A 25248-nucleotide genomic window follows, 5' to 3' on the forward strand; every position below is an offset into this window, starting at 1 on the left:
AAAAGAGGAACTCCTGCAGAGATCATACGACAACTATCGGCGGAACATCCGCTCGTAACGAAACATTCATTGGATGAGTCTCAGGAGTCGGAAGATTCAGAAAAACATTTATTTTAAACAACAAACAACAGATGAAAGAAAATTACACTCCAAATCGTGTTGTGCGTAAAGCACACAACCGAACATTACGAGTCCTTGCCCTAAATTTTTTAGTATGCCTGTTTGGTTTATCTGCTTTGCCGGTAGACGCCAAACATTCGCAACAAAAAGCAATCTCTATTCATGTGCAGGACGTAACGATTCAGCAGGCATTCTCGGAGATCGAGAAGTCCAGCGATTATGTCTTTCTTGTGGCAGATAACGCATCATCCGAACTGAACCGGCGGATAAGTCTTAAACGCAGCAAGGAAAATATCCATCAAGTTTTGGATGCCTTGTTTCATGACACCGATCTGGGATATCATGTCGTAGAGCGGCAAATATCCATTTATCGGAAGGAAAAGCAAGCGGCGGCGATGAAACAGCAAACGCCCAAAGGAATCACGGTGAAGGGACGTGTCACCGACAAACAGAACGAGCCTCTGCCCGGAGTGTCGATCCTTGTCAAAGGCACAACACAAGGCATTGCCACCGATATGGATGGACACTTTACCTTGTCCGACTTAGCTCCGAACGCTGTGCTTGAAGTGTCGTATGTCGGTATGAAACAGCAGTCTATTCCGGTCAAAGGCCGTACTGAGCTTGCCATCGTGATGGAAGACGATGAGGCCATGCTGGGTGAAATCGTCGTAACCGGATATCAGACTTTATCGAAAGAAAGAGCGACCGGTTCATTTACGCAGGTAAAACAAGATAAGCTCGACTTGCTGCAACTCGGCGCAACGTCTGTCAAACAAGGGTTGGCCGGTGCTATTCCGGGCGTATTTGTCGGTAAATCTACGATAAACATACGAGGGGTAAGTTCGATATATGCCAATAAAACGCCACTCTTCGTGGTCGACGGAGTGCCTGTCAACGATATTGAAACGATCAATCCCAAAGATATCGAAACCATCACGGTATTGAAAGACGCTTCGGCCGCTTCGATTTGGGGGATACGCGCTTCGAACGGTGTCGTCGTGATTACGACTAAGTTAGGAAAATTAAATGACGGAAAAACATATTTCGATATCAGCTCCAACATCATGATTGACGAGAAGCCGGACTTCGGTTACCTGCAACGTCCTACCGCCGCCGAATATATCGACTTTGAAACGGAAGCCATTGCCCGAGGCAAAGGATGGTTTAACCCAGCCACGGCCGAACGTAACGGTTACTCAAGGGTAGAAGAGCTTTACTACAAAAAGCATAAAGGCCAAATAGACGATGCGCAGTTGAACGAAGGTTTGGAACGGCTCAGACAAAACGATTATCTTTCGGAACGGGATCTGTTCTTCCGAAGCCGTGTGCAGAAACAGGTAAATCTGTCCATTGCAGGTGGAACGAATAAATATAAATATTATACTTCGGTCGGATATACCGGAAATCAAGGCATGTCAAAAGGCGACAGCAACCATGCGATTATCATTAACATGAAGAGCCGGATGACCTTGCTGAAAGGGTTGGAATTAGAGATGGGCGTCAACACGGCATTCCGGAAAAACACGAACAACGGGGTCGATTTGTATGCTTTCCACGGCAAGCCTTACGAGTTGAATGTAGATGAGAACGGAAACTATCTTTCCCGCTATACGAATGTGGCGGAACACCTCAAACAAGGATATTACGACAAAGGCTTTCTGGATTGGACGTATAACCTGAAACAGGAAATCGATAACAACGACATCACCTCGAACAACGCATCCGTCAGATTGAATACCGGACTTGAATACACTCTGTTCAAAGGGCTCAAGATTAGTACGAAGTTCTTGTATGAGGCCGGTACCGATCGTGCACGTAATTATCGCAACTTGCATAATTATTACCTGAAAAATTTGATCAACAGCTGGACGGTATACGATGCGACGAAAAAAGAATACAAGCATAAGTTTCCCAAAGGTCCGCTGCTCGATTTGTCGAAAAACTGGTCGAGTTCGTGGACACAGCGCAATTTGCTGACGTTCGACAGCGTCATCGACGAGCAACACAGCATCAATGCGATTGCCGGTACCGAAGTACGCGAAGATTTTACCCTTCAGAACAAAGAACGCTATTATAACTATAACGACCGGGCTTTGTCGGTCAATAACTTCGACGCCTATTCGCTTTCGCAGTATACGGCCAATTACCGGGGCGATTACGACTCCTACCGTTGGGATCCGGAGTTTTCGGAAAGTAAAAACCGTTTCTTCTCCGTCTTTCTGAACGGATCGTATTCCTACCAGGGAAAATATACCGTATCCGGCAGTGTGCGTATCGATCAGTCCGATTTGTTCGGAACCGATCCGAAATACCGCTACGACCCCACGTGGAGTTCGGGACTTAGCTGGCGTTTGTCGGAAGAGGCTTATATGAAAAATATTTCGTGGTTGAATCATCTTTTATTGCGTTTGACGTACGGAATCAATGGTAATATCAGCAAATCGAGTCCTTATTCGCTGGCCAGATACGGCAAGAATTCCAATACTCAAGAAGATATGCTGACCATCAGTACACCAGAAAACCAGCAGTTGCGCAAAGAGAAAACGGCTGTGACGAACTTCGGGGTCGATTTTGCTTTACTGAACAACCGCCTGTCGGGTTCGATCGATCTGTATCATAAATACAGCTCCGATTTGTTAGGAAACCATAAGTTGGACCCCACCACCGGATTTAATTCGGCACGAATCAATACGGCCGAAGTATCCAACCGGGGACTCGATATGCGTATCAACGGAATGATTTTACGCGGAACCTTCGGGTGGGATATGACGTTCAACTTCGGCTACAACGTGAATCGTGTGGAAAAAGTCCAGAGCCCGCAGGAAGTTGCGGAATATTATGTATCCGGTGGAAGCCCGATTGAAGGTAAGCCGTTAAGCTATCTTTACAGTTATAAATGGGCAGGGCTTTCGGAAAAAGGTGAACCGCAGATTTATGATGCCAGCGGAGAGGTCGTTGGGTGGAAAAAGAAAATGAGTGATGTACAGGCGCTGAAATATGTCGGAACGCTCACTCCGCCGGTCTATGGAGGAATCATCTCTACGTTTACGTACCGTAACTTCGCACTCACCCCGGTCTTTTCATACCAGCTGGGACATCTAATGCGTCTGCCCAGGCCGGAAATGGTATCGTACGGACTGAACACCGATATCGCCAAGCGCTGGAAAAATCCGGGCGACGAGAAAACAACGAATATCCCGAGAATTTACTCGTCAAGTTCCATCGATCCGAAATGGAGGAATTACTACCTCTACAACGACTCGTGGGATGAGGATGCTTCGTTCGTCAAGCTCAATACGCTGACCTTATCGTATGACTTCGCCGGACTGATCGGGCGTAAACTCTTCTCACGCGCGCAACTTGTCGTGCAGGCAAGTAATCTGTGGACGTGGACTGCCAATAGCAAAGGCATCGACCCTGAATATTATGATTTAGCAGAAGGACGTTTTTCTTATCTGCCACCCGTTAGCAGCTATACGATCGGGGTCAATCTGAATTTCTAAATGATACGGATTCTAAAAAACAGACAAAATGAAAAATATAATATACTTTGTGATAGTTGTATTCATCGCTTTATCTGCCTGCGATGATTTTTTAGATATAAAACCCAAGGGAGTCGTCGTACCTTCTACACTCGGCGATTTCGAGTATTTGCTTTCGGAGCCGTATGTTTTCTCCAGAACTTCGAATATGTCGGCTTATATGACGGATGAAATTACGTTGCCTGACGAAAACCGGGGGGATGTACGGTTAGTCGGGATATCGGCGATCCGAGCCTACGACTTCGAACCGCTCTTTTTCGAACTGGATGAAACCGATTCGGATTGGGAGAATGCGTATAAAACGATTTATACTTGCAATACGATTCTGGCAGGCATCGATAAGGCCGAGAGTACTCCCGGTATCGACCGTAATCGCATTCGGGGTGAAGCGCTTGTACATCGCGCGTTTACGTATTTGCAATTGGTGAACGCGTATGCCAGACATTATGATCCGGCCACAGCCGGTACGGAGATGGGAGTGCCGATGCCGCTCAAGCCCGACATCAACGCCCTTCTGCCTCGCTCGTCAGTTAAGGACGTATATGCGTTAATCGAGAATGATTTGCTCGAAGCGGCCGAGCTGTTGCCCGATAAAGCAAAGCATAATTACAAACCGACCAAGGGAGCCGCTTACGGCATACTGGCACGTGTGTACCTGTATAAAGCCGACTATCCGAAAGCCCGGACGTATGCCCAAAAGGCGCTCGATGTCAACAGTTATCTGTACGACTATAACCGTGACACGACCTGGGTAGACCCCAAGGCCAAACATCGGGGGCTTAAAAATTTCCCCAATGTTACGGACGACATCAAGGATATCATCCTCTACAAGTACCAGAGTAAAGTCGGGGCGTATGCGTTTACCTTCTTCATGTCGCCCGAACTGGAAGCGCTGTATGCTCCCGGCGACTTGCGTTTTACGCTCGGAACGACTCAACAGGACTGGTACGGAGCCGCACTGAAAGGTACCGGTATTTTGTCGTCCAATATCTTTGTGGGGAACTATAAATACGGCGGCGTGCAGACAAATGAAATGTATCTGATCCGTGCCGAAGCCAATGCGCGCGAAGGCAAAATAACGGAAGCCTTGAACGACCTGAATGCGATTCGGGTAAAACGTTTTACGTCGGAAACGTACACGGATCTGAAAGCATCGAACAAGGAAGAGGTCTTGCAGCTTGTCTTGCGCGAACGGCGACTCGAACTGGCTTTCTCCGGGCTTCGTCTGGCCGACATCAAACGTTTGAATCGCGAGGGACATAACATCATCGTTACGCATGGTAAAGTGACGCTGACTCCCGACGACAATCGCCTTGTCATGCCTATTGCCAACAAAGTACTTGCAAGAAATCCGAATATCAAACAGAATCCGCGTTAACAGAGAAATATGTTTTTAATGAAAATGATACGGAAATCGTGGATCATCCTGGCTCTTGCCGCCCTTTGTGGGGCGGCGGGCCATGCGCAAAAAACGGCCGGTATAAAAGGCTTGATTACGTTGAATGAAAAGCTGCCCGTTACGATTCAACTGGTAGAGATGCAGCCGCCGGGCACGACGGCTGCCCCTCTCTCTCCAACCATCGAAGTAAGCGAAGAGATGACATTTGCCAAAGAATTCGATTTGGAACATCCGGGATTCTTTTACCTGATTACGCAGGTGGGAGAGCAAGGAAATAAATACATCAGCCGGCATATCTGCTACATGCGACCGGGACATACGTTCGAACTCATTTATAATGAGACGGATGAGCATACATTTTTTCCGGAGACCCGAGATATAACAGATCAAGAGAATAAAATGCTTATCGAAAACGACTTGTTCTTTTATCAGTTAAGCCGTATGGCGTGGGAAAATCCACCGAAAGACGTGGAAGCATGTCAAACCATTTTAAAACAGTGGGAAGACTATTATCTCGAAAGCTTAAAGAAGTATGAAGGCCATGATCCCGAAGTCATCGAATTTGCGAAAGTTCAGGCCTATGAACGTTATCTTTCTTTGTTCTATCAGCTCCCTCTGATAAATGAACAGGCGAATAAGGTAAAAATGAATGTTCCGGAAACGTATTATGCACTTCCCTTCGGTGTATCCGAGTTTTTCGATAACGAAAAAGCGATGCTCTTTCCATCATCCGCCTCGCATTTACGGAAGTATCTGAATACGAACAACGGGGTTCATCCCAACGCACGGCTGACACTTCCACAGATAGAACGGAATGTCGAACTGCTGAAAAAAAGCGTATCTAACCGTTCGATGGTCGATAAAACCATCGAATCCATGATGGAAGCTTATATTCTCAGCTATAAGATGAGTGAAACGTATGAGCAAGACAAAGCTTTTTTCAGGAAATTGGCTGTTCATTTTTCGTCGGAGGAACAACGCGAGCGACTATGTACGCGATTCGATTACTTGAAATACACGACCGTCGGTTCGTCCGCGCCCGATGCGATGCTGAAAAACGAAATGGGTCAACTTGTTACGATGGAGCAGTTTAAAGGACGCTATGTGTACATCGACTTGTGGGCTTCGTGGTGTATCCCCTGCCGAAAAGAAATACCGTTTCTCCAAAAATTGGAGAAAGCATACGAAGGCAAAAACATTGCGTTTGTCAGCATCTCGCTCGATAAGAAAAGCAGCACTTGGAAGAGTACGCTCGAAGCCTTGCAGATGCACGGTCATCAGCTTTTCGGAGGTGAATCGGCCTTTGCCGAGCAGCTCAACGTGACTTCCATCCCTCATTTCCTGCTCTATGACCCCGACGGAAAATTACGGATGTACAGAGCTCCCGCACCCAGCTCGGAGCAAATCAGACCGCTGCTCGACAAACTGTTAAGTCAACAATCAATTGACAAGTAAAAAAACGCAAAACGCAAGAAGCGCTCGGAAGTTCAAAAACTTCTTTTAACCGATATGGACGGGAGGATAGGAATCAGTACGAAAGCCTTATACCTCCCGTCTTTCTGATAAACCGCATACGGATTGGCACGGTTCGTTACGTTCAACAGCGAAAACTGCCACGTCAGCCCACCATGTTTCAATTTCCTTTCGACCGTATAATTGATGTCTGCCCTGAAATAATTTTTCAGCCGGATATTCGGGTAATGAGGGACGTGATGAACTTCAAAAAGATCCCCACTCGTTTCGATGTATCCGTTCGGAAGAGTCGGTAAGCCCATGCCCGGATAAGATACTTCGGGAACGTAATACGGATATCCGCTTTTAAACTGCATTTGCAGAGAGAGCGTATGGGTGTTGGTCGGTTTTTGGCGTACCACGTATCCGGCGAATGCCGATAAGTCATGAGGCGCGTCGTATTTAAACGGATACGAACGGCCTCCGAATGTGCGTCTCGACCGTGACAACGTATACGACACCCACCCGGTAAAGGCTCCTCGACCATATTCCGCCATAAACTCTACCCCCATTGAAGATCCTTTTCCCTGTACGTAATCCGAATGGGTGTCCAGATAATATTCCAGATTGCTGATGAGCAGAAGATGCCGCATTCGCTTATAGTAAGCCTCGACCGACAGTGTAAGATGCTCGTTCATATAATGTTTCCAGCCGACGGATATCTGATCGGATTGCGGCAAGATGTTTTCGCGGAATGGCACCCAGTAATCCGTTTTGGCATTATAATCGATCTCATTAATCGTATGTACGGGCTGATACATCCGGTCGTAAGCCAGCATCAGTTTGTGCTTCTCTCCGATAAAGGTATTTACTTTCAACCTCGGCTCCCAAGCGAACCGGCTGATCGTCCCGCTACGATACAACGAAGCACGAAGTCCCATACTGAACAGCCATTTCCGGTATTTGAACTCATCGTACACGTAGGCCGATGTCTTGAAAAGTGTCAGATGATCGTTATGATATACGGACTTGTGTTTGTTGAGCGATTTATATACGTAATCCGGCATATATCGTTGATAAGCCCCTTCCCATCCGTAAAAAAGCGTGTGACGATCAGCGATCTCATGCTTTAACAAAAACCTTGCCCCCAATTCGTTCATTCGCGAAGCATGTTCGTTTTTCATCGCCTGTTTCGACTCCGTAGACTCTTGTTTGTTCTTGTAATAGTTGAAGTTGCTCAGTCCGGTGTAATAAGCGTGGCCCGATAAGGACAGACCTTGTTTGATCCGTGCCTGATGACGAAGCGACGTAGTGAGCGTTTTCCAGCCGTAGCCGAATTTCTCCCAATATTTCTCTTCCGAATACTTTTTATGCTCCCTATTGATCCCTCCCATATCATCGTAACCGTAATAAAAGAGCCACGACAATCGATGGTTGTCGTTGAGTTTCCAGGTAAGCTTACCATTAAGGTCGGCAAAAGAAACCGTCGGATAGCCTGCCTGACGCTCATTGATTACCGACATCAAACCGTTAAACAGCAAATCGAGAAAAGAACGCCGGCCCGCAATCAGATAACTCAATCGATCTTTGACGATAGGGCCTTCGGAGGCTACCGTACCGGCAAGAAGTCCCAACGATACCGAATGCCGGTACTTTCCGAAGTCTCCTTCTTTCGCATCGACCGAAACGACCCCCGACAACTTATCACCATAATGTGCCGGAATACCTCCCTTATAGATGTCCGCCGTACGGATGGCATCCGCATTGAAGATGGAAAAGAGGCCGAACGTATGATTCTGATTATAGATCGGCACATCGTCTGTCAGGTAGAGCGTCTGATCGTTCGTCCCTCCGCGAATATTCAGTTGGGAAGAGCCCTCCATACCCGCCGAGACACCGGGTAGGAATTGCAGCGTCTTGATCACGTCGCGCTCACCGAGAAACAGCGGAGATACTTTCAAGAGATTCGTATTGATTCGCATATTGCCTAATCCGCGACTGTCGATGTTCCTGCTTCGAGCTTCCACGACCACCTCATCGAGCAATATTTGCCTTCTGATTTCTGATGCAGCCGTACTGTCGGCCGGAACGGAGGGCTCCTGTGCCGAGACAGCCCCTGCCACTAAACCGGACAGAAAAAACAAACCGACTCTTTTCATGGCCATATCCTTTCTCTTTCAGGTAACTGAAATACGTAATTTTCTTCGTTTATGCCCGCGAATATACCGAGTCCCTGTTGCACATTGCCGGATACGGGCTGAGGCTTGTAAAAAACCGATGAAATATCATCCTCCGTAATGATCATCGTTTTTTGTTCATACAGCGTTTTATTATATCGGTCGTATTCGGGAGTCGCCGTGATCAACTTGACCCGTATTTTGTCCGGTTCGGGCCTCCGGACGGTATCCCTTCCGCTCGACGCATAGACCGGAGCAAAAACAAGCTCGGTCAGAGACGCCAGATTCTTACGCTTGATTCGCAGAAAGCCGATGTGATACATCGCGCCGACTTGCTCGTTGACGATCCTCGTACCGACCTGCCTGTTCACCATGTCGATCAGTCCGTTATTGGCATATAGATCGGGATATTGATCGACGACCGTATCCTGCCGTTGCCGGTAGGCGGTGATCCAAAGATTTTCGTTTTCGCACCGGGCGATATCGAAAGAGGTCAGGCGAATAAGATTCCGGTAGCCGTCGGGTGAATAGGCAGCCGTACAGCGGATTGAAGACGGCACACGGGTGCGCGCCCGAGCTTCCGGCAGACCGGAATAAGTCACTTCGATCGAATAGGTCGCCCCTGCCTGCGGATGCTTGGGCAACAGCAACACGGAGTCCGTACAGACACCATCGAACAGCACCGCGTCGTTTTCTTTTAAAACGATATGCGCTCCCGTCAAGGCGTGTATGGCATACCCCTTCTCCGAATGGGTTAATTTGTGCAGTCTCACCCGGATCGAGTCCGACGGATTCAGATAGCTGTTCACAATGATACGCTCCGCCTCCGTCACCGACGACGGCGGTATATCGTAGTTGACGGAACAAGCGCTCACAAACAGGCCAAGCAGACCAAGAAAAAGATACTCTCTCATTATATGTATTTGATGCGATGAATCGGTGGGATAATTTAGAACGGAATCCATACGGACACCTGCCAGTCACGGAATCTTCCGGAAGCAAAGTCTTTCGTCTCGACCACATTCATCAAACCATGTTTATAACTGATCCCCAACTCCATGAATTTGAAGTTATACGCAATCTTCCCGACGAACGGCACATCGAGCGGACGCTTCATATCATTCTTTTCGTAACTTACGAAATAATAGGTCGGTTCCACGCCCAACCCCACACTCAATCCTTTGTAAACAGGATAATTGACCGTACCTCCCAATGAAGCGAAGAAAGCATAGGCAGATGATGACAGGATATAGATTCCACCGACCTGCGGGTTGTCGGACGGTTGCGGCTTTAGAATCGGGCGATACAGGTAATCCCATGATTTTACTCCGACGGAAGCATCCAGATCGACAAATGCCTTACACGAAGTAAACGGATGCAAACGAAAACGATAACCTACGAATCCGTTCAGTTTGTAATCGACGTCTCTAAGGGTCTTGTTCTCTCGGGACTTGATCTCTCCAAAGCTAAAATTTCCCGAACCTCCTCCCACCAATAAGCCGGTCTGCGTCTGCGCCCCAACAGGCAAGGATAAAAAAAGAAGAAAGAGGAAGAGAAGAGTTGTTTTTATTTTTATCATAACGAAAATTTAATTAGATGCCATTGATGTATGAAACGCTGCAAATATAATATGATCATCTTGTGTTCCCAATTTGGAAAACAGACACACAGCCCGCATACAAATATAAAATCATCACATACAAACACTTTTTAAAATATATTCTCCACACATAGAAGACTATTTTTTAAAAAGCCTTTTTATTTTCCGCATTCGACAGAAAATTGTTATTTTCAGAAAGGTGATAAAATTATGTTTTATTGATAATTTCGCGCGATATAAAAAAGAAGAAAATCAATCCTTGTTCGCCCCCTTTCAATATACTTACGCAACGAATCGATCGAATCGACATTAGGCTGTCGGATGAAACGGTATTAGGCTACCGGACGAAACGGTATTAGGCTACCGGACGAAACGGTATTAGGCTACCGGACGAAACGGTATTAGGCTACCGGTGTATCATAAATCCCCGACTGCGGTGTTGCTTTCGGAATTTCCTCTCGGCCACGTACTCCGGCATACTCCGAAGCGTCTTTCGGTTGCAAGCAAAAGAAGAACTTTTGCGACGGCGAACTCACCTCTGTTGCACAGACCGTCCGTGCAACGGTGCACGCGATGCCCGTTGTTTTTTGCAGCATATCGAACCACGCTGAAAAGGCCGCCGCATCATGTTTGAACGAATTAAGAACCGTGAAAAGCCTCCCGCATGTTGTTTTAACGTTTCAAGTGTTGTGAAAAGGCTGCCGCATGTTGTTTTAACATTCCAAGTGTTGTGAAAAAGCTCCCGCACTTTGTTTTAACATTCCAAGTGTTGTGAAAAGCCTCCCGCATTTTGTTTTAACGTTCCGAGAGCTGTGAAAGGCGTTCCCGTTTTTTGTTCTTTTAACGGTTTGAGGTGAAGCGGCTCGACAAAATCGGGGTTATCGCAAAGGACGCACGTTTTTTAATCGGAAGAGGGTGTGCCCCAACATTGCGTTTTGACACACCCTCTTTTCGTTACGTTTCGAAGAAGCACGCTTCTTTCCGTACTCAATACTTCTTGATGAGTTTCATATCGACCAGACGAGCGGCTTTTGCCGGCGAATGCGTGGTATTCTTCGTCGTATTGCGAAGAAGAAAGGCTCCGGGTTTAATCAGATGGCCTTGTTTGTCTTTCCATTGTTCGTCGGTCGTACCGTCGGCCACCATGGTGAACTCGATCTTTCTTTTGTCTTTGTTCCACCGGCTGATCACGCCGAACTTGGTGTTCGCCCAGAATCCGTTTCCTCCGTAACCGCCCTGCCATGCGGCGAGCCAGATCTCATCGCCGGTAGTCGTAAGCCGTTGAGACTTGATGGCGATGCCTGCCGTATCGACATAGAGCACGGTAAGGTTGAAATCGAGTCCTTTGAGCGTGTACGTTTTGTTTTTAGCTTTCTGCACCAGCGAGACATCGAGCTTGAGGACGACACTGTCCTTGGCTGTCCGGTATTCCATCATATAATCGCCTAAAGCCCATTCGTAGGCAAAATAAGGGGCTACCTGACGAAATGTCACCGTCGTTTCGTAATACTGTCCGGCTTTGATTTTCACCTTGCTCGAACGTGTGTCGTCGTACAGGCCCAATGCTTTCGCAGTAAAGATGAGCGAGTCGCCGACGATTCGATACGACAGCCAGGAGGCATCGGCTCCCGATATTTCGTAAGGCTGGTCGGTTTTCCACAGAAAGCCTTTACGTCCTCCCGTCTTGGGAAAGTCGTACGAAGTGACCTCCGTAATCGAGATAATACCCATCTGTGTGACCGGTACTTTTTCGGTATGACCGTCTTTCGTCATCGTCACCACGGTGGTACGACTTTCATAACTCTTGTTGGCTTGTGCGGTAAGGCTAACGTTTCGTCCCTGTACGCTTACCTGCAGCCAGGCGTCGCCGGCCTGTGCCTGTACCCCTTCGCTGCTTAATTCGATCGTGCCGTTTCCACCGTTGTGATCGAAATTCGCCGTTGTCTTCGTCACGTTAAATGGTGGCTCTTCGACCGTCGGTTCGTTATCGGAACACGACCACCATCCGATCGCGACCGGTATCCATATTATATATAACCATAATTTGTATCGTTTCATCTGTTTATTCCTCCTGTTTTTTTCTGGTCAGTTTTAGTTTCATGTAGCGGGCGTCTCCGAATCCGGTGTATACACTTCCCGGATTGGTCGAGGTATTCCAAATGATAAAAGCGTTGGGATGTACCTGCTTTCCTCCGGCGAACCATTCGAAATCATTTTCTACGAATGTCAGTTCGAAAGAGTCATGCTTGCCGTTCCATAAGGTGAGCAACCCCATATCGCCGCTTGCATTCAGATAGCTTCCCACTTCCCATATCGCCAGACTTACGTTGGGGTTGGACCGTAGCTGCTGAGGCTTCAATTCAAGTGCCCCCCATTTGGTGTTATACGTCAGTCGGACGTTGAAGGGTAGTCCTGTCATCTGGATCCTTCCATTGGCACTTTGTGAGATTTTGACATCGACCGTCTTGGGCTCCGTCACATTGCTGCTGGGCAGATAACTGAATACGTAATCGCCCAGCAATTGGTCGAGCCTTAAACCGAACGGTTTGGCCACGAGCGGGAAACTGGCTTTTCCGTCGGAGCCGGTGAAGACGCGTGCCTGCGCATCCCAATGAAGCGTTTCCACCGTCACGCCATTCAGCGTAACAGGCTGGTAGAGCTTCGCTCCTTTATCGGTAAACATGAACGAGAGCTTTGTTTGATCTTTTCCTTGTGTGAGCAGGAAATGCTGCGGATGGAGCATTTCCACCTGAACAGGCTGCCCACCGAACGTGCCGTTAGGGATGCTCGTAGCAGGTATCATAATGTAAGAGTCACGGATACTCCGGGCTTTCCGCAGATAGTCGACAGCCGGTTCCGTGAGCGGATACATACGGATAACCGAACCATGCTTCTTACCAGACATCCGTATTTCGGTATCGCTGCCCGAAGCCAGCATAAATTCATAATCGCCCAGCATGCCTTTTCCCACTCCTCCGCCATGTCCCAAATCTACATCCGAGAAATAGTGAAACAAATCGTTGTATGTATCGAAATTGAGGGTAGGCCCTACGTCTTTGCGAAGGGAATAAAGCCCGTTCGATGTAGTGTTTACATCGTCCGACAAGACAGATCGGAACGTGGCGTGCCCGTCTTTCGAAAACGTTACGGTCAGGGCGTATCCGCCATACAACTGATTGGAACCACCGGGGTAATATTCCATGATCCAACCGTGTCGGGGCTTTAAAAGCAATTCACGGTATTTGATAATCTCGCTTTCGATGCGTTCCGATGCCGATTGGTCGAAAAAGTCTTCCACCTCCTGTTTGCAAGAGGTCCATACGGCAAGCCCCGTCAAAAATAATAGCCATACGATTCTTTTCATATCGTTTTATTCGTTATCATTATTAAGTTGTAACATATTGATCAGATTCGCGTCGTGTACATGACAGCGATGAGGGTGCGCTTCGATATTTTTAAGCGCGTCGTTCCATTGCAAACGTAGTTCGTTCTGCAGTTGCTGTAAAGCCGCATGGCCGATTGCCGGCGTATGCTGAGAGATCAGCGGCATCCACGACGGCTCCAGCAGACTCATCTGCTTCACCTCGTTCATGCGCCGGCGTACGACCTGCTTCAATACATCCATATCGATCTTCCAGACGGTCTTCATGTACTGTTTCATGATGGTTACTTTCTGGTTCAGTTTGGCCCGTCCTTCGGGACCGGCGGCCTCGAAAACGGCGTTCCATTGATCGTCGGTAAACGTCACATAACAGCAAGTCAGTTCCGTAATATCTTCTACGGCCGAATGTCCGGCGTACGATGTAATGAATCCGAGCGTAGCATAGTCTTTGATTGCTCTTCGGTTGTTCCATCCCGAAGGGCGGTAATCCGAAGCGCTGATCAGATTGTATTCCTGCGGGTAATTGATATCTTGCTGTAAGATATGCGTAAACTCGTGGTGCATCGTTTTGAAGAAATAACGGTTCATATCCGCTACATTCTTCGGATTGAGCCAGTTCACCATATAAAGTGTGATCTTCAGCCCCCCCTCGGCCGTGCCAAGGGTAATGGTTCCGTCGTTATTCCACGATGCCGATCCGAGCACGAGCAGGATACCGGGCGCGTGCTTACGCATAAAATCGATGCCGGCTACTTCGACATACGCTTCCAACCAGACATGCTTAATGATTTTAGCCAGTTGCATGCTCTTTTTCAGCTCGGCCGGTGTCAAGTTTTTTGAGTAATCCAGTTCAATGTCGTCGATCCGGTATTTGTAATCGATATTGTAGGCATCTACATAATTTTTTTGCAGCCATTGGTCGAATTCGTTTCTTGTTTCGCTCGTAGTATTGAAAATACTGTTTGAAGTATCAGGCGCATCTTCGCTGCACGACGACAGTATCCCTGCCGTCAGAAGGCCTCCGAGCAACATCCATATTATCTTGTTCATCATTTGTTTTTATTTTAACGGTTACTGATTCGATTCGTTATCTCGGGTTAGGAGGCAATCCGGCCGATATGACAGCCTTCGGTATTTGTATCACGCGCCGCAGGTCATCGTGAGTCAATGTCATCGGTGTGCCCTCGTCGACATTGTGAATCACTTCGATGCCATAGCGGCGAATATCCAACCAGCGCAATCCGCTATACATTGTTTCGATGCGGCGCGCGTGCAACACCCCCTGCAACATGCGTTCCTGCGTGCCGGCTTCGACGATAAAGGCGGTATGGAACGGTTTGACCATTAGGAGCCAAGGACTTAATTCTCCTTTGGCCAGAGCGGCCTGCTCGGATATGGCCCGCGCGTTGTAGTAGGCAACGATTTGCTCTACGGTAGCCGCTTTCCCTCCTTTCTTGACATACCAGTAAGATAAATCCTGTGCCGCAGCCTCATAGTTTTTAAGCATGATATTGGCTTCGGCACGGCACATCAACGTTTCGTCGACGGTAAAAGCCATCTGTACCACGTGCGGCTGTCCCGTTCGGGCTGTCTGGTCGGTGATTTCGAAAATTTCATTATACTTGGGCTGGTAGGCGATCGGACTTCCCGATCCACTCCACAGGTACCCCATATCCGGCAATGCGTTGTTCCCCCACGGGCCGGATGAACGGTAGGTGAGCAACGAAGTGATCGCGGTAGAAACACCGTAACGCTGGCTTCTGTACGTCCTTCCCCATCGTGACCGCAGGGCCACGAGCATGATATTAGCCGGTTCATCTTTGCTGATAAAGCGGTCGCGCCATTCGGAGATGGATGTCAACGATTGGTAATATTTAAGATCGCGCAGATTGGCCGAAGGATTCGTTTCGATCGTCATGTCGGCATAACGGAGCGCCAGATCGTATTTACCGTAGAATAAATAAAAACGCGTAGCAAAGGCCGATGCTGCCTTTTTGTTGAAATGGTAGTGCGTGACTTTATACGCGTGGTCGTTGATAAGCGGATAACCGGTCTCAATGTCGGCAGCCAATTTTTCATAAACTGTCTGAACCGTTCCGCGTTCGTACGTCGTTCCGACGACTGTCTCCGGCTTTTCCACGTAGGGAATTCCCGGATCGTTTCCGGCAGTCGAAGCGTTGTAAGGCTGGCAGAACGTATTGACTAACAGGAAATGTGCATAGGCACGACAAAGCAATGCTTCGCCTTTGAACGGTCGGTTCTCGTCGCTTTCGCCGAGCTGTTCGATCGCTTCCAATGCCTGATTAGCGGCCGCAATGGCCGAATAGCAACTGTTCCACAGCATTTCGGGGCCATCCCAGCTCGTATCGCTGATATCGTCCCAATAATAATTCTCGACGAGTGTCTGATCCGGTGTGCCATATTGTTTTCCGTTATCCATCGCATTGTCCGTACGGTGCTCGTAGATCATCATCGGATCGACGGTCGGATAGGCCGATACGAGCAGTTCACCTACTTTGGAGTTGGTGTCTATCTCGGTTCTTCTGTCTGGCATTTCGTCGAGAAACGTATCGCAAGCAGTCACCAGCCCAAGTGCTGCAAAGAAAATTCCTATATGAAAGATTGTCTTTTTCATTTTAAAAATAATTTGATTCATGAATTAAAATCCTAAACGAAGCGTACAGGTGAATTGTTTCGGTACGGGGGCAGAAACACCACCTGAACGGAAAAACTCGGGATCCTGACCATTGAGTTTCTTATCGGCATAGATAAGGAAGAGATTGGTTCCCTGCACTTTGACGGATGCCGATTTTAACAATCGGCCGGCAAGCAGTTTGCCGGGTAACGCATACATCAGCGAGATTTCTTTCATCCGGACAAAGCCGCCGTCGGCAATACGGGCGGATGAATAATTATAGGCATTGTAACCTTTGTTCAAGTTAGAATACAATTGATGTTCACGACGGGAGGAAATAACCGGTACATCGGTATGTTTTTCATCGCCCGGAACCACCCATCGATTCTTGAAATCTTTCGGAGTAGCGTCTAAATCATTGTATCGTGAACTGAATATCGGATCAAGACGTACGACATTGCCGGCTGAGTAGGTGACAAACACGTTCAGAGTCCAGTTCTTATAGGTAAATGCATTTCTTAAACTGCCTGTGACGGTCGGATCAGTAGGACCTTCGTACTTGAGAAACTTCAGATGTTCGCGTTCCTGAAAGTCGATCGAACCGTAATTGCTTTTGTCTATCTTCATTTTCTTGCCCTCTTCGTCCGTGATTTCGAACGTCGGAAAACCGTGCTCGTCCAATCCGGTGAATGGAATGGAGAAAAGTCCGCGATGCGGATATCCGGGCTGCGTAAATCCGTTACCCGAGATCAATGAGAACAAGAAGCTGCGTGTTTTGAGGTCGGTCACTTCGGTCTTATTCATCCCGAAGATAAAGTCGGTGGTCCATTGAAAATCGGGACGCTGTATATTGCGCGTAGAGACGGTAAACTCGAAACCGTGCGATTTCATGGAGGCTACGTTACCCATACGGGTTACCTGACCTCCGGCTCCCTGGGTCGTGATATAACCGATCAAGTCGAAGTTGTTGCGGCGATACCAATCGGCCGACACATTAATGCGGTTTTTCAGGAATCCCATATCCACACCGATATTCAGTTCATGTTTTTTCTCATATGTAAGGGCTGAATTCTCAAGGCTATTAATACGCAGACCCGATTCGGTCACGCCGGCAGACGGGCGCCACGGGTTATAGCTGCTGATGACGACGCGCGAGTTCGTCACCCACGACGGCCCGGCGTCGGCCGTAAGACTATACGAGGCCTTCATGGTCAAATGGGACAGCGCAGGTTGTAACGAACGGAAAAAAACTTCATCGTGCGCATTCCATGCGGCAGCGACATTCCATGTCGGCAGCCAGCGTGCCGAACGGGCTTTTCCCAGTCGGTTGCTTCCTTCATAACGCAGCGTACCGGTCAACGTATATTTACCCATATACGAATAGGTTGCCGTCGTAAAAAAGGCGGCCTGACGGTTGATACGGTTGTCCAGTCCATAATAATTCGTATTGCGTTCGCGCATGGACTTGAACGCCAGATAATCGAAAAAAGGCAGTTCACCGTTCTCATACTGCATGCCCCAGCCATCGAACCAGTCGCTGGTGCGTGACTGCGAATTAATTTCCATCCCTGCGTAGGTGTTGAGGATATGAATGTCACGAAATACATGATTATAGGTGGCGGCCAAGCGAAAGTCGTAACTGAGCATCTTATACTCTGTTTTACTGTAAAAGCCTCCGACAGGAAGAATCGTGTTGGGAAGAGTGTTCGGCTGATCGGGGTCTTTATATAGCCAGTCGTTAGATTGAATAATCGTTGCATCGTCCATCGCCCGGTATGCCAGTGCTTGATTGGAGAGGTCACGTATTTTGTGAGCTTGTGAAACAGACGAATATTTCAGCGCGCCGAGCATGCTCAATTGTAATCCGGACTGGTGTTTCCATTTAAGTTCACCTTGAAACTTCAAGTCAACGATATCCAGCGAAAGCGTATTGTTATCCAATTCGTTGAAAATATTGAACGGAGCATAGTTACGTTTATAATATGTTTTGGAGTCAAGCGTACGCGACGTATTCAACGAATAAGAATACGGATTAATGTCGAACGAACGTGACACTTGTCCCGTCACGGCATCGTTGCTCTGGCCGAGTGTGCCGGGAGCTTCCTGTTTACGATATGACGCATTGGCGATCGAAGTGAATGCAAACTGCCTCGACAAGTTGTAGGTGTTATTAAGATTCGCCGTATAGCGTTGCACTTCGTTGGCTTTCATCCAGCCCGGATCGTTCATCAAACTGAGTGATATGTACGACTGTGATTTCTCGGTACCGGTCGACATGCTGACCGAATGGTTCATCATGATTGAGTGACTGAATAATTCATCGAACCAGTCCGTATTGCGAAATTCTGCCGCGCGCAAATAAGCAGCACGCGCTTCAGGTGTGTTCGCCAGACCGAACTGCTGCGTTAACGGGTTGTAGTGATGGGTCAGTTCATACATTTTGCCGTATACGCCACTATTGGCCGCACGGTAGATCGTCGCGTAATTAAGCCAACCTTTCTGCTGCAACTCTTGATAGATTCCCATCTGATCCTGCGAGTTCATGATGTTGAACGTGTTGTACATCGGCTTGAGGCGTGTCGTGAACTCGCCGGTGTAGGCGAAACTGCTCGACCCCGCACGGCCTTTCTTCGTCGTGATGACAATGACACCCGCCATCGCTTTAGCTCCATAGATAGAGGTGGCCGAACCGTCTTTCAATATTTGAAAACTCTCGATATCGTCGGAGTTCAGGCCGGCAATGGCCGAACTGATCAGGGTAATGGCATTCCCCGACGACAAATCATCGGCGCCCAGATCGACAATATTGTCCTGTATGACACCATCGACAACCCACAACGGCTTGGAGCTTCCGTAGATGGACGTCGCCCCGCGTACGCGTATCTTGGGCGCCGTGCCGAACGTTCCCGATACGTTTTGCACCGAAACACCGGCCGAACGGCCTTCGAGACCGCGACTGATATCGGCCATACCGTCTAATTTAACCTTGTCGGCCGATAACTTATCGGTCGCTCCTGTAAAAAGACGTTTGTCGGTAGCCACCATCCCGGTAACCACTACTTCCTGAAGTTGCTGACTCTCCGATTTGAGTACAATCCGCATGTCAGGAGTTGCACTTACCTCTTGTGTGACCGTACCGATATAAGATATGATTAAGGTAGCCCCCTCCGGTACCGAGAGGGTGAAACGCCCATCCATGTCGGTCGCCGTACCATATCCTTTATTACTTTTCAATTGAATGCTCGCGCCCGGAACCGGCTCGCCATTCTCGTCGACGACTATACCTTTAACAGATACTTGAGCCGTCATCATCCCTATTCCCAACAGAAAAGAGGATAAAAACAGGATTAACTTTCGTTTCATACGTTCAAATTTTCAATATTGCTTATTCAATGGTTCATATTGTTTTCTTCATTGTTCTTTATGATTACTTTGTCGATTCCGGTATGCGTTTTCTGCGAAATTCCGGAGCGTATCGACTGCTTTTCCTCGTGAGACGGGTGCGCGTCTTGCACAAATACATTTGTTAAATATTATTATATAGAGAAGACTAAACCTAATGCTCAAGGTGGAAGGATTACTCTCGGCAGAAAATACAGATAAGCCCGGATTCTTGCCGATGAATCCCTTCATCATATTCGTAATAATATTTTTAACTTCTTCCATCAATACTTGTATTCTGGTTTTGATCGTTTCTTTGTCTTTTTTTAAAAATCATGCACAAATATACAAATAAATATTATATACAAATTTATTTTGTCAAAAAATACTATTATTTTCCTATCTGATATTGGCTTCTAAAAATAGCTTGGAAAGAAAAGTAGTGAGTTTAAAAAAACAAAACACTTTAAACCAATACAAAAGAAACACTTCGATAATCATTCCAACGTTTTTCAGACTCATTGCTTCAGAGAACCTTGCAGACATGCACCAAAATATAAATAAAATGGTACTTTTGTTTTAAAAACATCTCCATTATCACATTACATAAATTTATCTATGAAGAATTTATCAGATTTCAGAGAAGAATATAATCAAGGTGAATTGTGGGAAGCCCGGATGCATGATAACCCATTACATCAATTCTCGGGTTGGATGCAAGAAGCGATTGAAAGCGGACTCCCCGAACCCAATGCGATGATTTTAGCAACCGCTTTATGTGACGGAACACCTTCGGCACGAATTGTTTTATTGAAAGAAGTCACATCAAACGGGTTTGTATTTTTCACTAATTACGAAAGCAGAAAAGGAAAAGAAATCGCAGAAAATCCTCATGTCGCTTTGGTGTTTCCGTGGCATCCTATAGAAAGACAGGTAAGAGTGGAAGGAGTGATCGAAAAGATTCCGGCAGAAGATTCCGATGCGTATTTCAACTCCCGTCCCGAAACGAGTAAGCTGGGGGCATGGGTTTCTCCTCAGAGCAAGGTATTGCATTCGCGTGAAGAACTGGATCATTTACAACAAGAAAACGAACGCAAATTCTTCGGTAAACCGATTCACCGTCCGACTCATTGGGGAGGCTACCTGATTATTCCCCATCTCATTGAGTTTTGGCAAGGACGCCCGAACCGGCTCCACGACCGAATTCTGTATCTTAAATCCGGAAAAAATTGGAAAATCCAACGTCTGGCACCTTGAGATTCAGAAAGCAACATGCCTGAGCAACAAAAGAATTAGATATTCGTTCCCTTGCTCACTGAAAATAACATAGCCATATTCGACCAGTTTTTTCGCTCTTAAAAAAATATAAAAAACGGTGTACTCTCGTCACATTTATTCCTCTTTTGCATCATGCTTATGAAACCGTATCTCAATGGATTGTGTTAAATATTCTAATTCGCTTGCTTGGAATACGGAAAAAACTGTATGTTTGTCTTCAGAGAAAAAAACGTTTTATTTCGGACAAAGACAGGCGAACATTAAACTTTAGCGGTAAAATCAGGTCTAACAATAAAATGATGATAGGCAATATAAACTAAAAATAGAGGAGAAACGAAAATGAAAACAATGAAATTAACTTCCATCATGGTGATGCTTACGTTAGCATTCGGTGCAATGGCACAGGAAGAGTTTTACGATGATGTGTATTTCTCTTCCGGAAAGACAAAGAAAAAGGAGAAAACGAGTCGTCAGCACACGTCTTCGGCCTACGGTTCTTCCGATTCAAGAACAACCGCAAGGCAGACTTCGATCACGGAAATGGATGTGGACGCATATAATCGCCGATACAACGAAAGAGCGGACGAGGCATACGATGATATGGCAGACGATACGATCCAAGTACAAGAGCGTCGTTCGGATAATGAATATTCGGAACGGATCGTCCGTTACCATTCGCCCAGCAAAATCACCATTGCCGGAGCGGACAATGTGGAACTGAATCTGAGCGACGGCTATTATTCCTACGGATACGAGACAGATTATTCCGACGGAGAGTCCAATGTGAACATCAATATAAACATCGGCAACGGATGGGATAGCTGGTATTCATGGTATGATCCGTGGACTTACTATTCGCCATATTCGTGGCGATGGAGACGTCCTTATTGGGGCTGGAGCTTCGGCTGGGGCTGGGGTGGTTTTTATGCCGGCTGGTACGACCCGTGGTATGATCCGTGGTACGGAGGGTATTACGGTGGGTCTTGGAGCTGTTATCATTACCATTATTATCCCTATTACAGAGATAGTTATTACAGTTGGGGACCGAGCTATGGGTACGGTCGGATGACAGGAGGCAGCAACCGCTCGACCAGCTACCGTACTTCTTCATCCTCACGTGACGGAATCGCTTCTTCTCGTTCCTCGTCATACGGAGACAGGTATTCTTCCGACCGAAGCTCATCGATGCGCAGCAGCGATCGGTCAGGCCGGAATTCAAGCTCGCTGAGTCGTTCAAACCGTTCCGGACGTTCGGATGATGGGTATATAGGCAGCAGCCGATCGGGCAGTTACGGCACGAGTCGCTCTTCGGGCAGCAGCCGTTCAAGTTATGATCCGTCTTCGGGCAATTCAAGCCGTAGCAGCAGCATGCGTACGACACGCACGACACGCGGTTCCGATTCTTACTCGGGCGATAGAGGCTCGAGCATGCGCGGCAACTCCGGTGGAAGTTATTCGGGAAGCAGTCGTTCCGGCAGCTTCGGAAGCAGTCGTTCGTCGGGTGGAAGCTATTCGGGAGGTAGTAGCCGTTCAAGCGGTTATAGTGGGAGCAGCAGTCGTTCGAGTGGAAGCTACAGCAGTGGCGGAAGCTTTGGCGGAAGCAGCAGTCGTTCGAGTGGAAGCTACAGCAGTGGCGGTGGCGGTGGAAGCAGCAGCAGTAACCGTTCCGGATCAGGCGGTGGCCGTCGATAGAACAACGCATTGCAGAGAAAAAGAGAAAACATCATAACATTGAATCGATTAAGGGTGCAAAATGCACCCTTAATCGATTTACTTAAAACAGACAAATAAAATTATGAAGGCTAAAGGTTTGTATATAGGCATATTATTTTTTTTAAGCAGCGGATGGCTGTTTGCACAAAGTGAGATGGACGCGTATCGCTTTTCGCAGACCGAATTAAACGGGACAGCACGGTCGATGAGCATGGGTGGAGCATTCGGCGCTTTGGGCGGAGACATGTCCGTCATGTCTCATAATCCCGCCGGGCTCGGTGTATATCGCAGCTCGGAAGTGCAGACCACCTTGAATCTGTCGATGGCCAATATGTCGTCGGACTGGACGGGAGTTAATCGGTCACAAAACCGCACCCGATTCAATTTCGATAATTTGTCGTATGTCGGATATTTTCCCACAGGATACGATACGGGAATAAAAGGTTGGAACTTCGGAATTTCCTACAACCGGGTAAAGAATTTTTACCGTACTTATCAGGCAGTCGGCAATCCCAAATATTCATTGGCAGACTATACGGCAGCTATGGCAACGAATGCATTCAATGATGGCGGAATTCCGGAAGGAGATCTGAAAGTCGATGATCCCTACCAGAATCCAAAGTTAAGTGCTCATTGGCTGTCTATTCTGGGATACAAGTCCGGATTCTTTGGCACCAAGTACAAGTGGAATGATGTCTATCACAGCGGTTTCGGAGAGCGTGACGGAAACGATATCTGGAATCCTGCTTCGCCGAAAGAAGCAATGATGAATATCCGGGAAAGCGGCTGGATCAGTGAGTATAATTTTTCGGCTTCACTAAATATTTCCGATTATGTCTTTTTAGGAGCTACGCTAGGACTTTCCGATATCAACTACCGATTATATTCGAAACATGACGAAGACTTCGGTCGGGGCGATTATTTGTTTATGGAAAACGCTTTGGAAACGAATGGAACAGGTTATTCGCTCAACACGGGGGTGATCATTCGCCCGGCACAGGCTTTTCGCTTCGGTGTCGCATACAATTCGCCCAAGTGGTATAAAATGACGGATTTTGCATTTGCCCGAGGCGAGAGTTATATCAAGGCTTATGCAGATAGACCCAAAATGAGTGCTGAAACGAAGAGAGATGGAACATTTCATTATTCGTTTCGTTCGCCCGATCGATGGATTTTCAGCATGGCAGGAATTATCGGAACATCGGCGCTGATCAGTGTCGATTATGAACTGACGAATTACAAAACGATGCGTTTGGGCAATGAAAGTGGAACGGAATACTACGGCGATATTACCACGCAGGTAAAACGGGATTTCAAGATGGGACAGACGCTTAAAGTCGGTGCGGAATACAGGGTTACTCCTCAATTCGCGATACGTAGCGGCTATGTATGGCAACCGTCTCCCATGCAAGAAACATTAACGCAGGGTAAACAGGAAGTCTTTACCGCCGGCACGGTAACCCATTATACGACGGCCGGGCAGACGCATTATTATACGGCCGGGCTCGGCTACCGTTTCACACCGAACTTCTACATGGATTTGGCCTGCATTTACCGCACCCAAAAAGAAGAGCTCTACCCGTTTTCCAGTGTTTTTATCGAAGACGCCAAACATCATATCAAACCGGTTCATGCAGAGCCGGCCAAAGTGACGGCGAACACGACACGGATAGCCTTAACGCTCGGTTATAAGTTTTAATAAATAAGGAATTTGTCTGAAGAAGACTCTTTCGTCCTTAAGAATCCCCATTTTGTACAAAAAATACGAAATGGGGCTTTTTTTTAAGATGAAAATTTGGCCACTTCTGTAATTCTTCTTTTCTTTGTTGCGTAAAAAAATAAAAAAGTATCATTTTAAAATTCAAATTGCCTATTGCATAGACATTACTCTGAAACCAATATTTAGGACGTAATGAAAAATTTAAAATCGATGGCCGACGAAGAGTTGGTCGTGATGTATGCAACAGGAAATAATGCAGCATTCGATGTTTTGTTGAACCGTTACAAGAGTAACATACACGCCTATATCTATTATATTGTGCGTGATCGCGACTTGACGGAAGACATTTTTCAGGAGACATTTGTGAAAGTGATCATGACGATCAAACAGGGACGTTATACGGAAAACGGTAAGTTTAAAGCCTGGATCACTCGTATCGCGCACAACCTGATTATTGACCATTTCCGTCAGGAACGGAACGAGAACACGATTTCGAACGACGAGGTGGAAGTCGATTTGTTCAACGACATGCGTTTGTGCGAAGGCACGGTCGAAGATCATCTGGTACAGGCTCAGGTATTCTCCGATGTTAAGAAGATGGTGGAGTATTTACCCGACAATCAGCGCGAGGTACTGGAGATGCGCTATTATCAGAATATGAGCTTCAAAGAGATTGCCGATCGTACGGGAGTAAGCATCAATACGGCATTGGGACGGATGCGTTACGCAATTCTGAACATGCGCCGGATGGCAGAAGAAAACCGGATCGAGCTTTCGATCGCATAGCTTTCCCGCCTCACCATAACGTTTGTAAAAAATAAACGGACGGGAAACAATATTTTATCTCTG

16 protein-coding genes are annotated in these 25248 nt (G+C 47.2%); 7 read left to right on the forward strand and 9 right to left on the reverse strand.

Going from position 1 to position 25248, the window contains the following annotated elements:
- Positions 1–131: 131 nt before the first annotated feature.
- The 3 genes from EII41_RS00775 to EII41_RS00785 are packed head-to-tail and all read left to right on the forward strand — an operon-like array spanning position 132 to position 6516.
- Positions 132–3623, forward strand: a complete 3492-nt coding sequence (locus EII41_RS00775; protein ID WP_124789030.1) for a SusC/RagA family TonB-linked outer membrane protein — start codon at positions 132–134, stop codon at positions 3621–3623.
- Between the two features lie 28 nt (positions 3624–3651).
- Positions 3652–5040 (forward strand): RagB/SusD family nutrient uptake outer membrane protein, encoded by a 1389-nt coding sequence (locus EII41_RS00780; protein WP_124789031.1) that lies wholly within the window; start codon positions 3652–3654, stop codon positions 5038–5040.
- An 18-nt stretch (positions 5041–5058) separates the two neighbouring features.
- The gene (locus EII41_RS00785; RefSeq protein WP_185711785.1) at positions 5059–6516 is read left to right on the forward strand and encodes a TlpA family protein disulfide reductase; all 1458 of its coding nucleotides are present in this window, start codon (positions 5059–5061) and stop codon (positions 6514–6516) included.
- Positions 6517–6548: 32 nt separating this feature from the next.
- On the opposite strand, the gene EII41_RS00790 is transcribed toward EII41_RS00785, so the two are convergent.
- From EII41_RS00790 to EII41_RS00830, 9 genes are all read right to left on the reverse strand, one after another.
- Entirely contained in the window at positions 6549–8678 is a 2130-nt protein-coding gene (locus EII41_RS00790; RefSeq protein WP_124789033.1) for a TonB-dependent receptor plug domain-containing protein, read from the reverse strand.
- Entirely contained in the window at positions 8669–9604 is a 936-nt protein-coding gene (locus tag EII41_RS00795; protein WP_185711786.1) for a DUF4249 family protein, read from the reverse strand. Before EII41_RS00795 ends, EII41_RS00790 begins: the two co-directional genes overlap by 10 nt.
- Before the next feature lie 35 nt (positions 9605–9639).
- Entirely contained in the window at positions 9640–10269 is a 630-nt protein-coding gene (locus tag EII41_RS00800; protein WP_124789035.1) for a hypothetical protein, read from the reverse strand.
- A gap of 422 nt (positions 10270–10691) precedes the next feature.
- Positions 10692–10886, reverse strand: a complete 195-nt coding sequence (locus EII41_RS00805; RefSeq protein WP_124789036.1) for a hypothetical protein — start codon at positions 10884–10886, stop codon at positions 10692–10694.
- Positions 10887–11277: 391 nt separating this feature from the next.
- A complete protein-coding gene (locus EII41_RS00810) occupies positions 11278–12348 on the reverse strand; it encodes a BACON domain-containing protein (protein ID WP_124789037.1) in 1071 nt (356 codons plus the stop codon).
- Positions 12349–12352: 4 nt separating this feature from the next.
- The gene (locus EII41_RS00815; RefSeq protein WP_124789038.1) at positions 12353–13654 is read right to left on the reverse strand and encodes a DUF4302 domain-containing protein; all 1302 of its coding nucleotides are present in this window, start codon (positions 13652–13654) and stop codon (positions 12353–12355) included.
- A gap of 6 nt (positions 13655–13660) precedes the next feature.
- Entirely contained in the window at positions 13661–14725 is a 1065-nt protein-coding gene (locus EII41_RS00820; RefSeq protein ID WP_124789039.1) for a putative zinc-binding metallopeptidase, read from the reverse strand.
- 34 nt (positions 14726–14759) lie between these two features.
- Complete coding sequence (locus EII41_RS00825) at positions 14760–16307, reverse strand: RagB/SusD family nutrient uptake outer membrane protein (RefSeq protein WP_185711787.1); 1548 nt, start codon at positions 16305–16307, stop codon at positions 14760–14762.
- A gap of 24 nt (positions 16308–16331) precedes the next feature.
- Positions 16332–19670 (reverse strand): SusC/RagA family TonB-linked outer membrane protein, encoded by a 3339-nt coding sequence (locus tag EII41_RS00830; protein ID WP_124789041.1) that lies wholly within the window; start codon positions 19668–19670, stop codon positions 16332–16334.
- Between the two features lie 636 nt (positions 19671–20306).
- On the opposite strand from EII41_RS00830, the gene pdxH reads away from it, so the two are divergent.
- From pdxH to EII41_RS00850, 4 genes are all read left to right on the forward strand, one after another.
- Positions 20307–20945: a pyridoxamine 5'-phosphate oxidase gene (pdxH, locus tag EII41_RS00835; protein WP_124789042.1), complete on the forward strand. Its 639-nt coding sequence runs from the start codon at positions 20307–20309 to the stop codon at positions 20943–20945.
- 360 nt (positions 20946–21305) lie between these two features.
- A complete protein-coding gene (locus tag EII41_RS00840; RefSeq protein WP_124789043.1) occupies positions 21306–22658 on the forward strand; it encodes a hypothetical protein in 1353 nt (450 codons plus the stop codon).
- Between the two features lie 103 nt (positions 22659–22761).
- Positions 22762–24378, forward strand: a complete 1617-nt coding sequence (locus tag EII41_RS00845; protein ID WP_124789044.1) for an OmpP1/FadL family transporter — start codon at positions 22762–22764, stop codon at positions 24376–24378.
- A 213-nt stretch (positions 24379–24591) separates the two neighbouring features.
- Complete coding sequence (locus tag EII41_RS00850; RefSeq protein WP_124789045.1) at positions 24592–25185, forward strand: RNA polymerase sigma factor; 594 nt, start codon at positions 24592–24594, stop codon at positions 25183–25185.
- Positions 25186–25248: the final 63 nt, after the last annotated feature.

This window comes from Tannerella forsythia (assembly GCF_003860135.1).
Lineage (GTDB): Bacteria > Bacteroidota > Bacteroidia > Bacteroidales > Tannerellaceae > Tannerella > Tannerella forsythia_A.

Bases quoted from the DNA above. Each gene is read 5' to 3' on its own strand.
- EII41_RS00840 (WP_124789043.1), top strand. From the start codon at position 21,306: ATGAAAACAATGAAATTAACTTCCATCATGGTGATGCTTACGTTAGCA.
- pdxH (WP_124789042.1), top strand. From the start codon at position 20,307: ATGAAGAATTTATCAGATTTCAGAGAAGAATATAATCAAGGTGAATTG.
- EII41_RS00815 (WP_124789038.1), bottom strand. From the start codon at position 13,654: ATGAAAAGAATCGTATGGCTATTATTTTTGACGGGGCTTGCCGTATGG.
- EII41_RS00775 (WP_124789030.1), top strand. From the start codon at position 132: ATGAAAGAAAATTACACTCCAAATCGTGTTGTGCGTAAAGCACACAAC.
- EII41_RS00820 (WP_124789039.1), bottom strand. From the start codon at position 14,725: ATGATGAACAAGATAATATGGATGTTGCTCGGAGGCCTTCTGACGGCA.
- EII41_RS00780 (WP_124789031.1), top strand. From the start codon at position 3,652: ATGAAAAATATAATATACTTTGTGATAGTTGTATTCATCGCTTTATCT.
- EII41_RS00785 (WP_185711785.1), top strand. From the start codon at position 5,059: ATGAAAATGATACGGAAATCGTGGATCATCCTGGCTCTTGCCGCCCTT.
- EII41_RS00825 (WP_185711787.1), bottom strand. From the start codon at position 16,307: ATGAAAAAGACAATCTTTCATATAGGAATTTTCTTTGCAGCACTTGGG.
- EII41_RS00800 (WP_124789035.1), bottom strand. From the start codon at position 10,269: ATGATAAAAATAAAAACAACTCTTCTCTTCCTCTTTCTTCTTTTTTTA.
- EII41_RS00830 (WP_124789041.1), bottom strand. From the start codon at position 19,670: ATGAAACGAAAGTTAATCCTGTTTTTATCCTCTTTTCTGTTGGGAATA.
- EII41_RS00810 (WP_124789037.1), bottom strand. From the start codon at position 12,348: ATGAAACGATACAAATTATGGTTATATATAATATGGATACCGGTCGCG.
- EII41_RS00845 (WP_124789044.1), top strand. From the start codon at position 22,762: ATGAAGGCTAAAGGTTTGTATATAGGCATATTATTTTTTTTAAGCAGC.
- EII41_RS00850 (WP_124789045.1), top strand. From the start codon at position 24,592: ATGAAAAATTTAAAATCGATGGCCGACGAAGAGTTGGTCGTGATGTAT.
- EII41_RS00790 (WP_124789033.1), bottom strand. From the start codon at position 8,678: ATGGCCATGAAAAGAGTCGGTTTGTTTTTTCTGTCCGGTTTAGTGGCA.
- EII41_RS00805 (WP_124789036.1), bottom strand. From the start codon at position 10,886: ATGCTGCAAAAAACAACGGGCATCGCGTGCACCGTTGCACGGACGGTC.
- EII41_RS00795 (WP_185711786.1), bottom strand. From the start codon at position 9,604: ATGAGAGAGTATCTTTTTCTTGGTCTGCTTGGCCTGTTTGTGAGCGCT.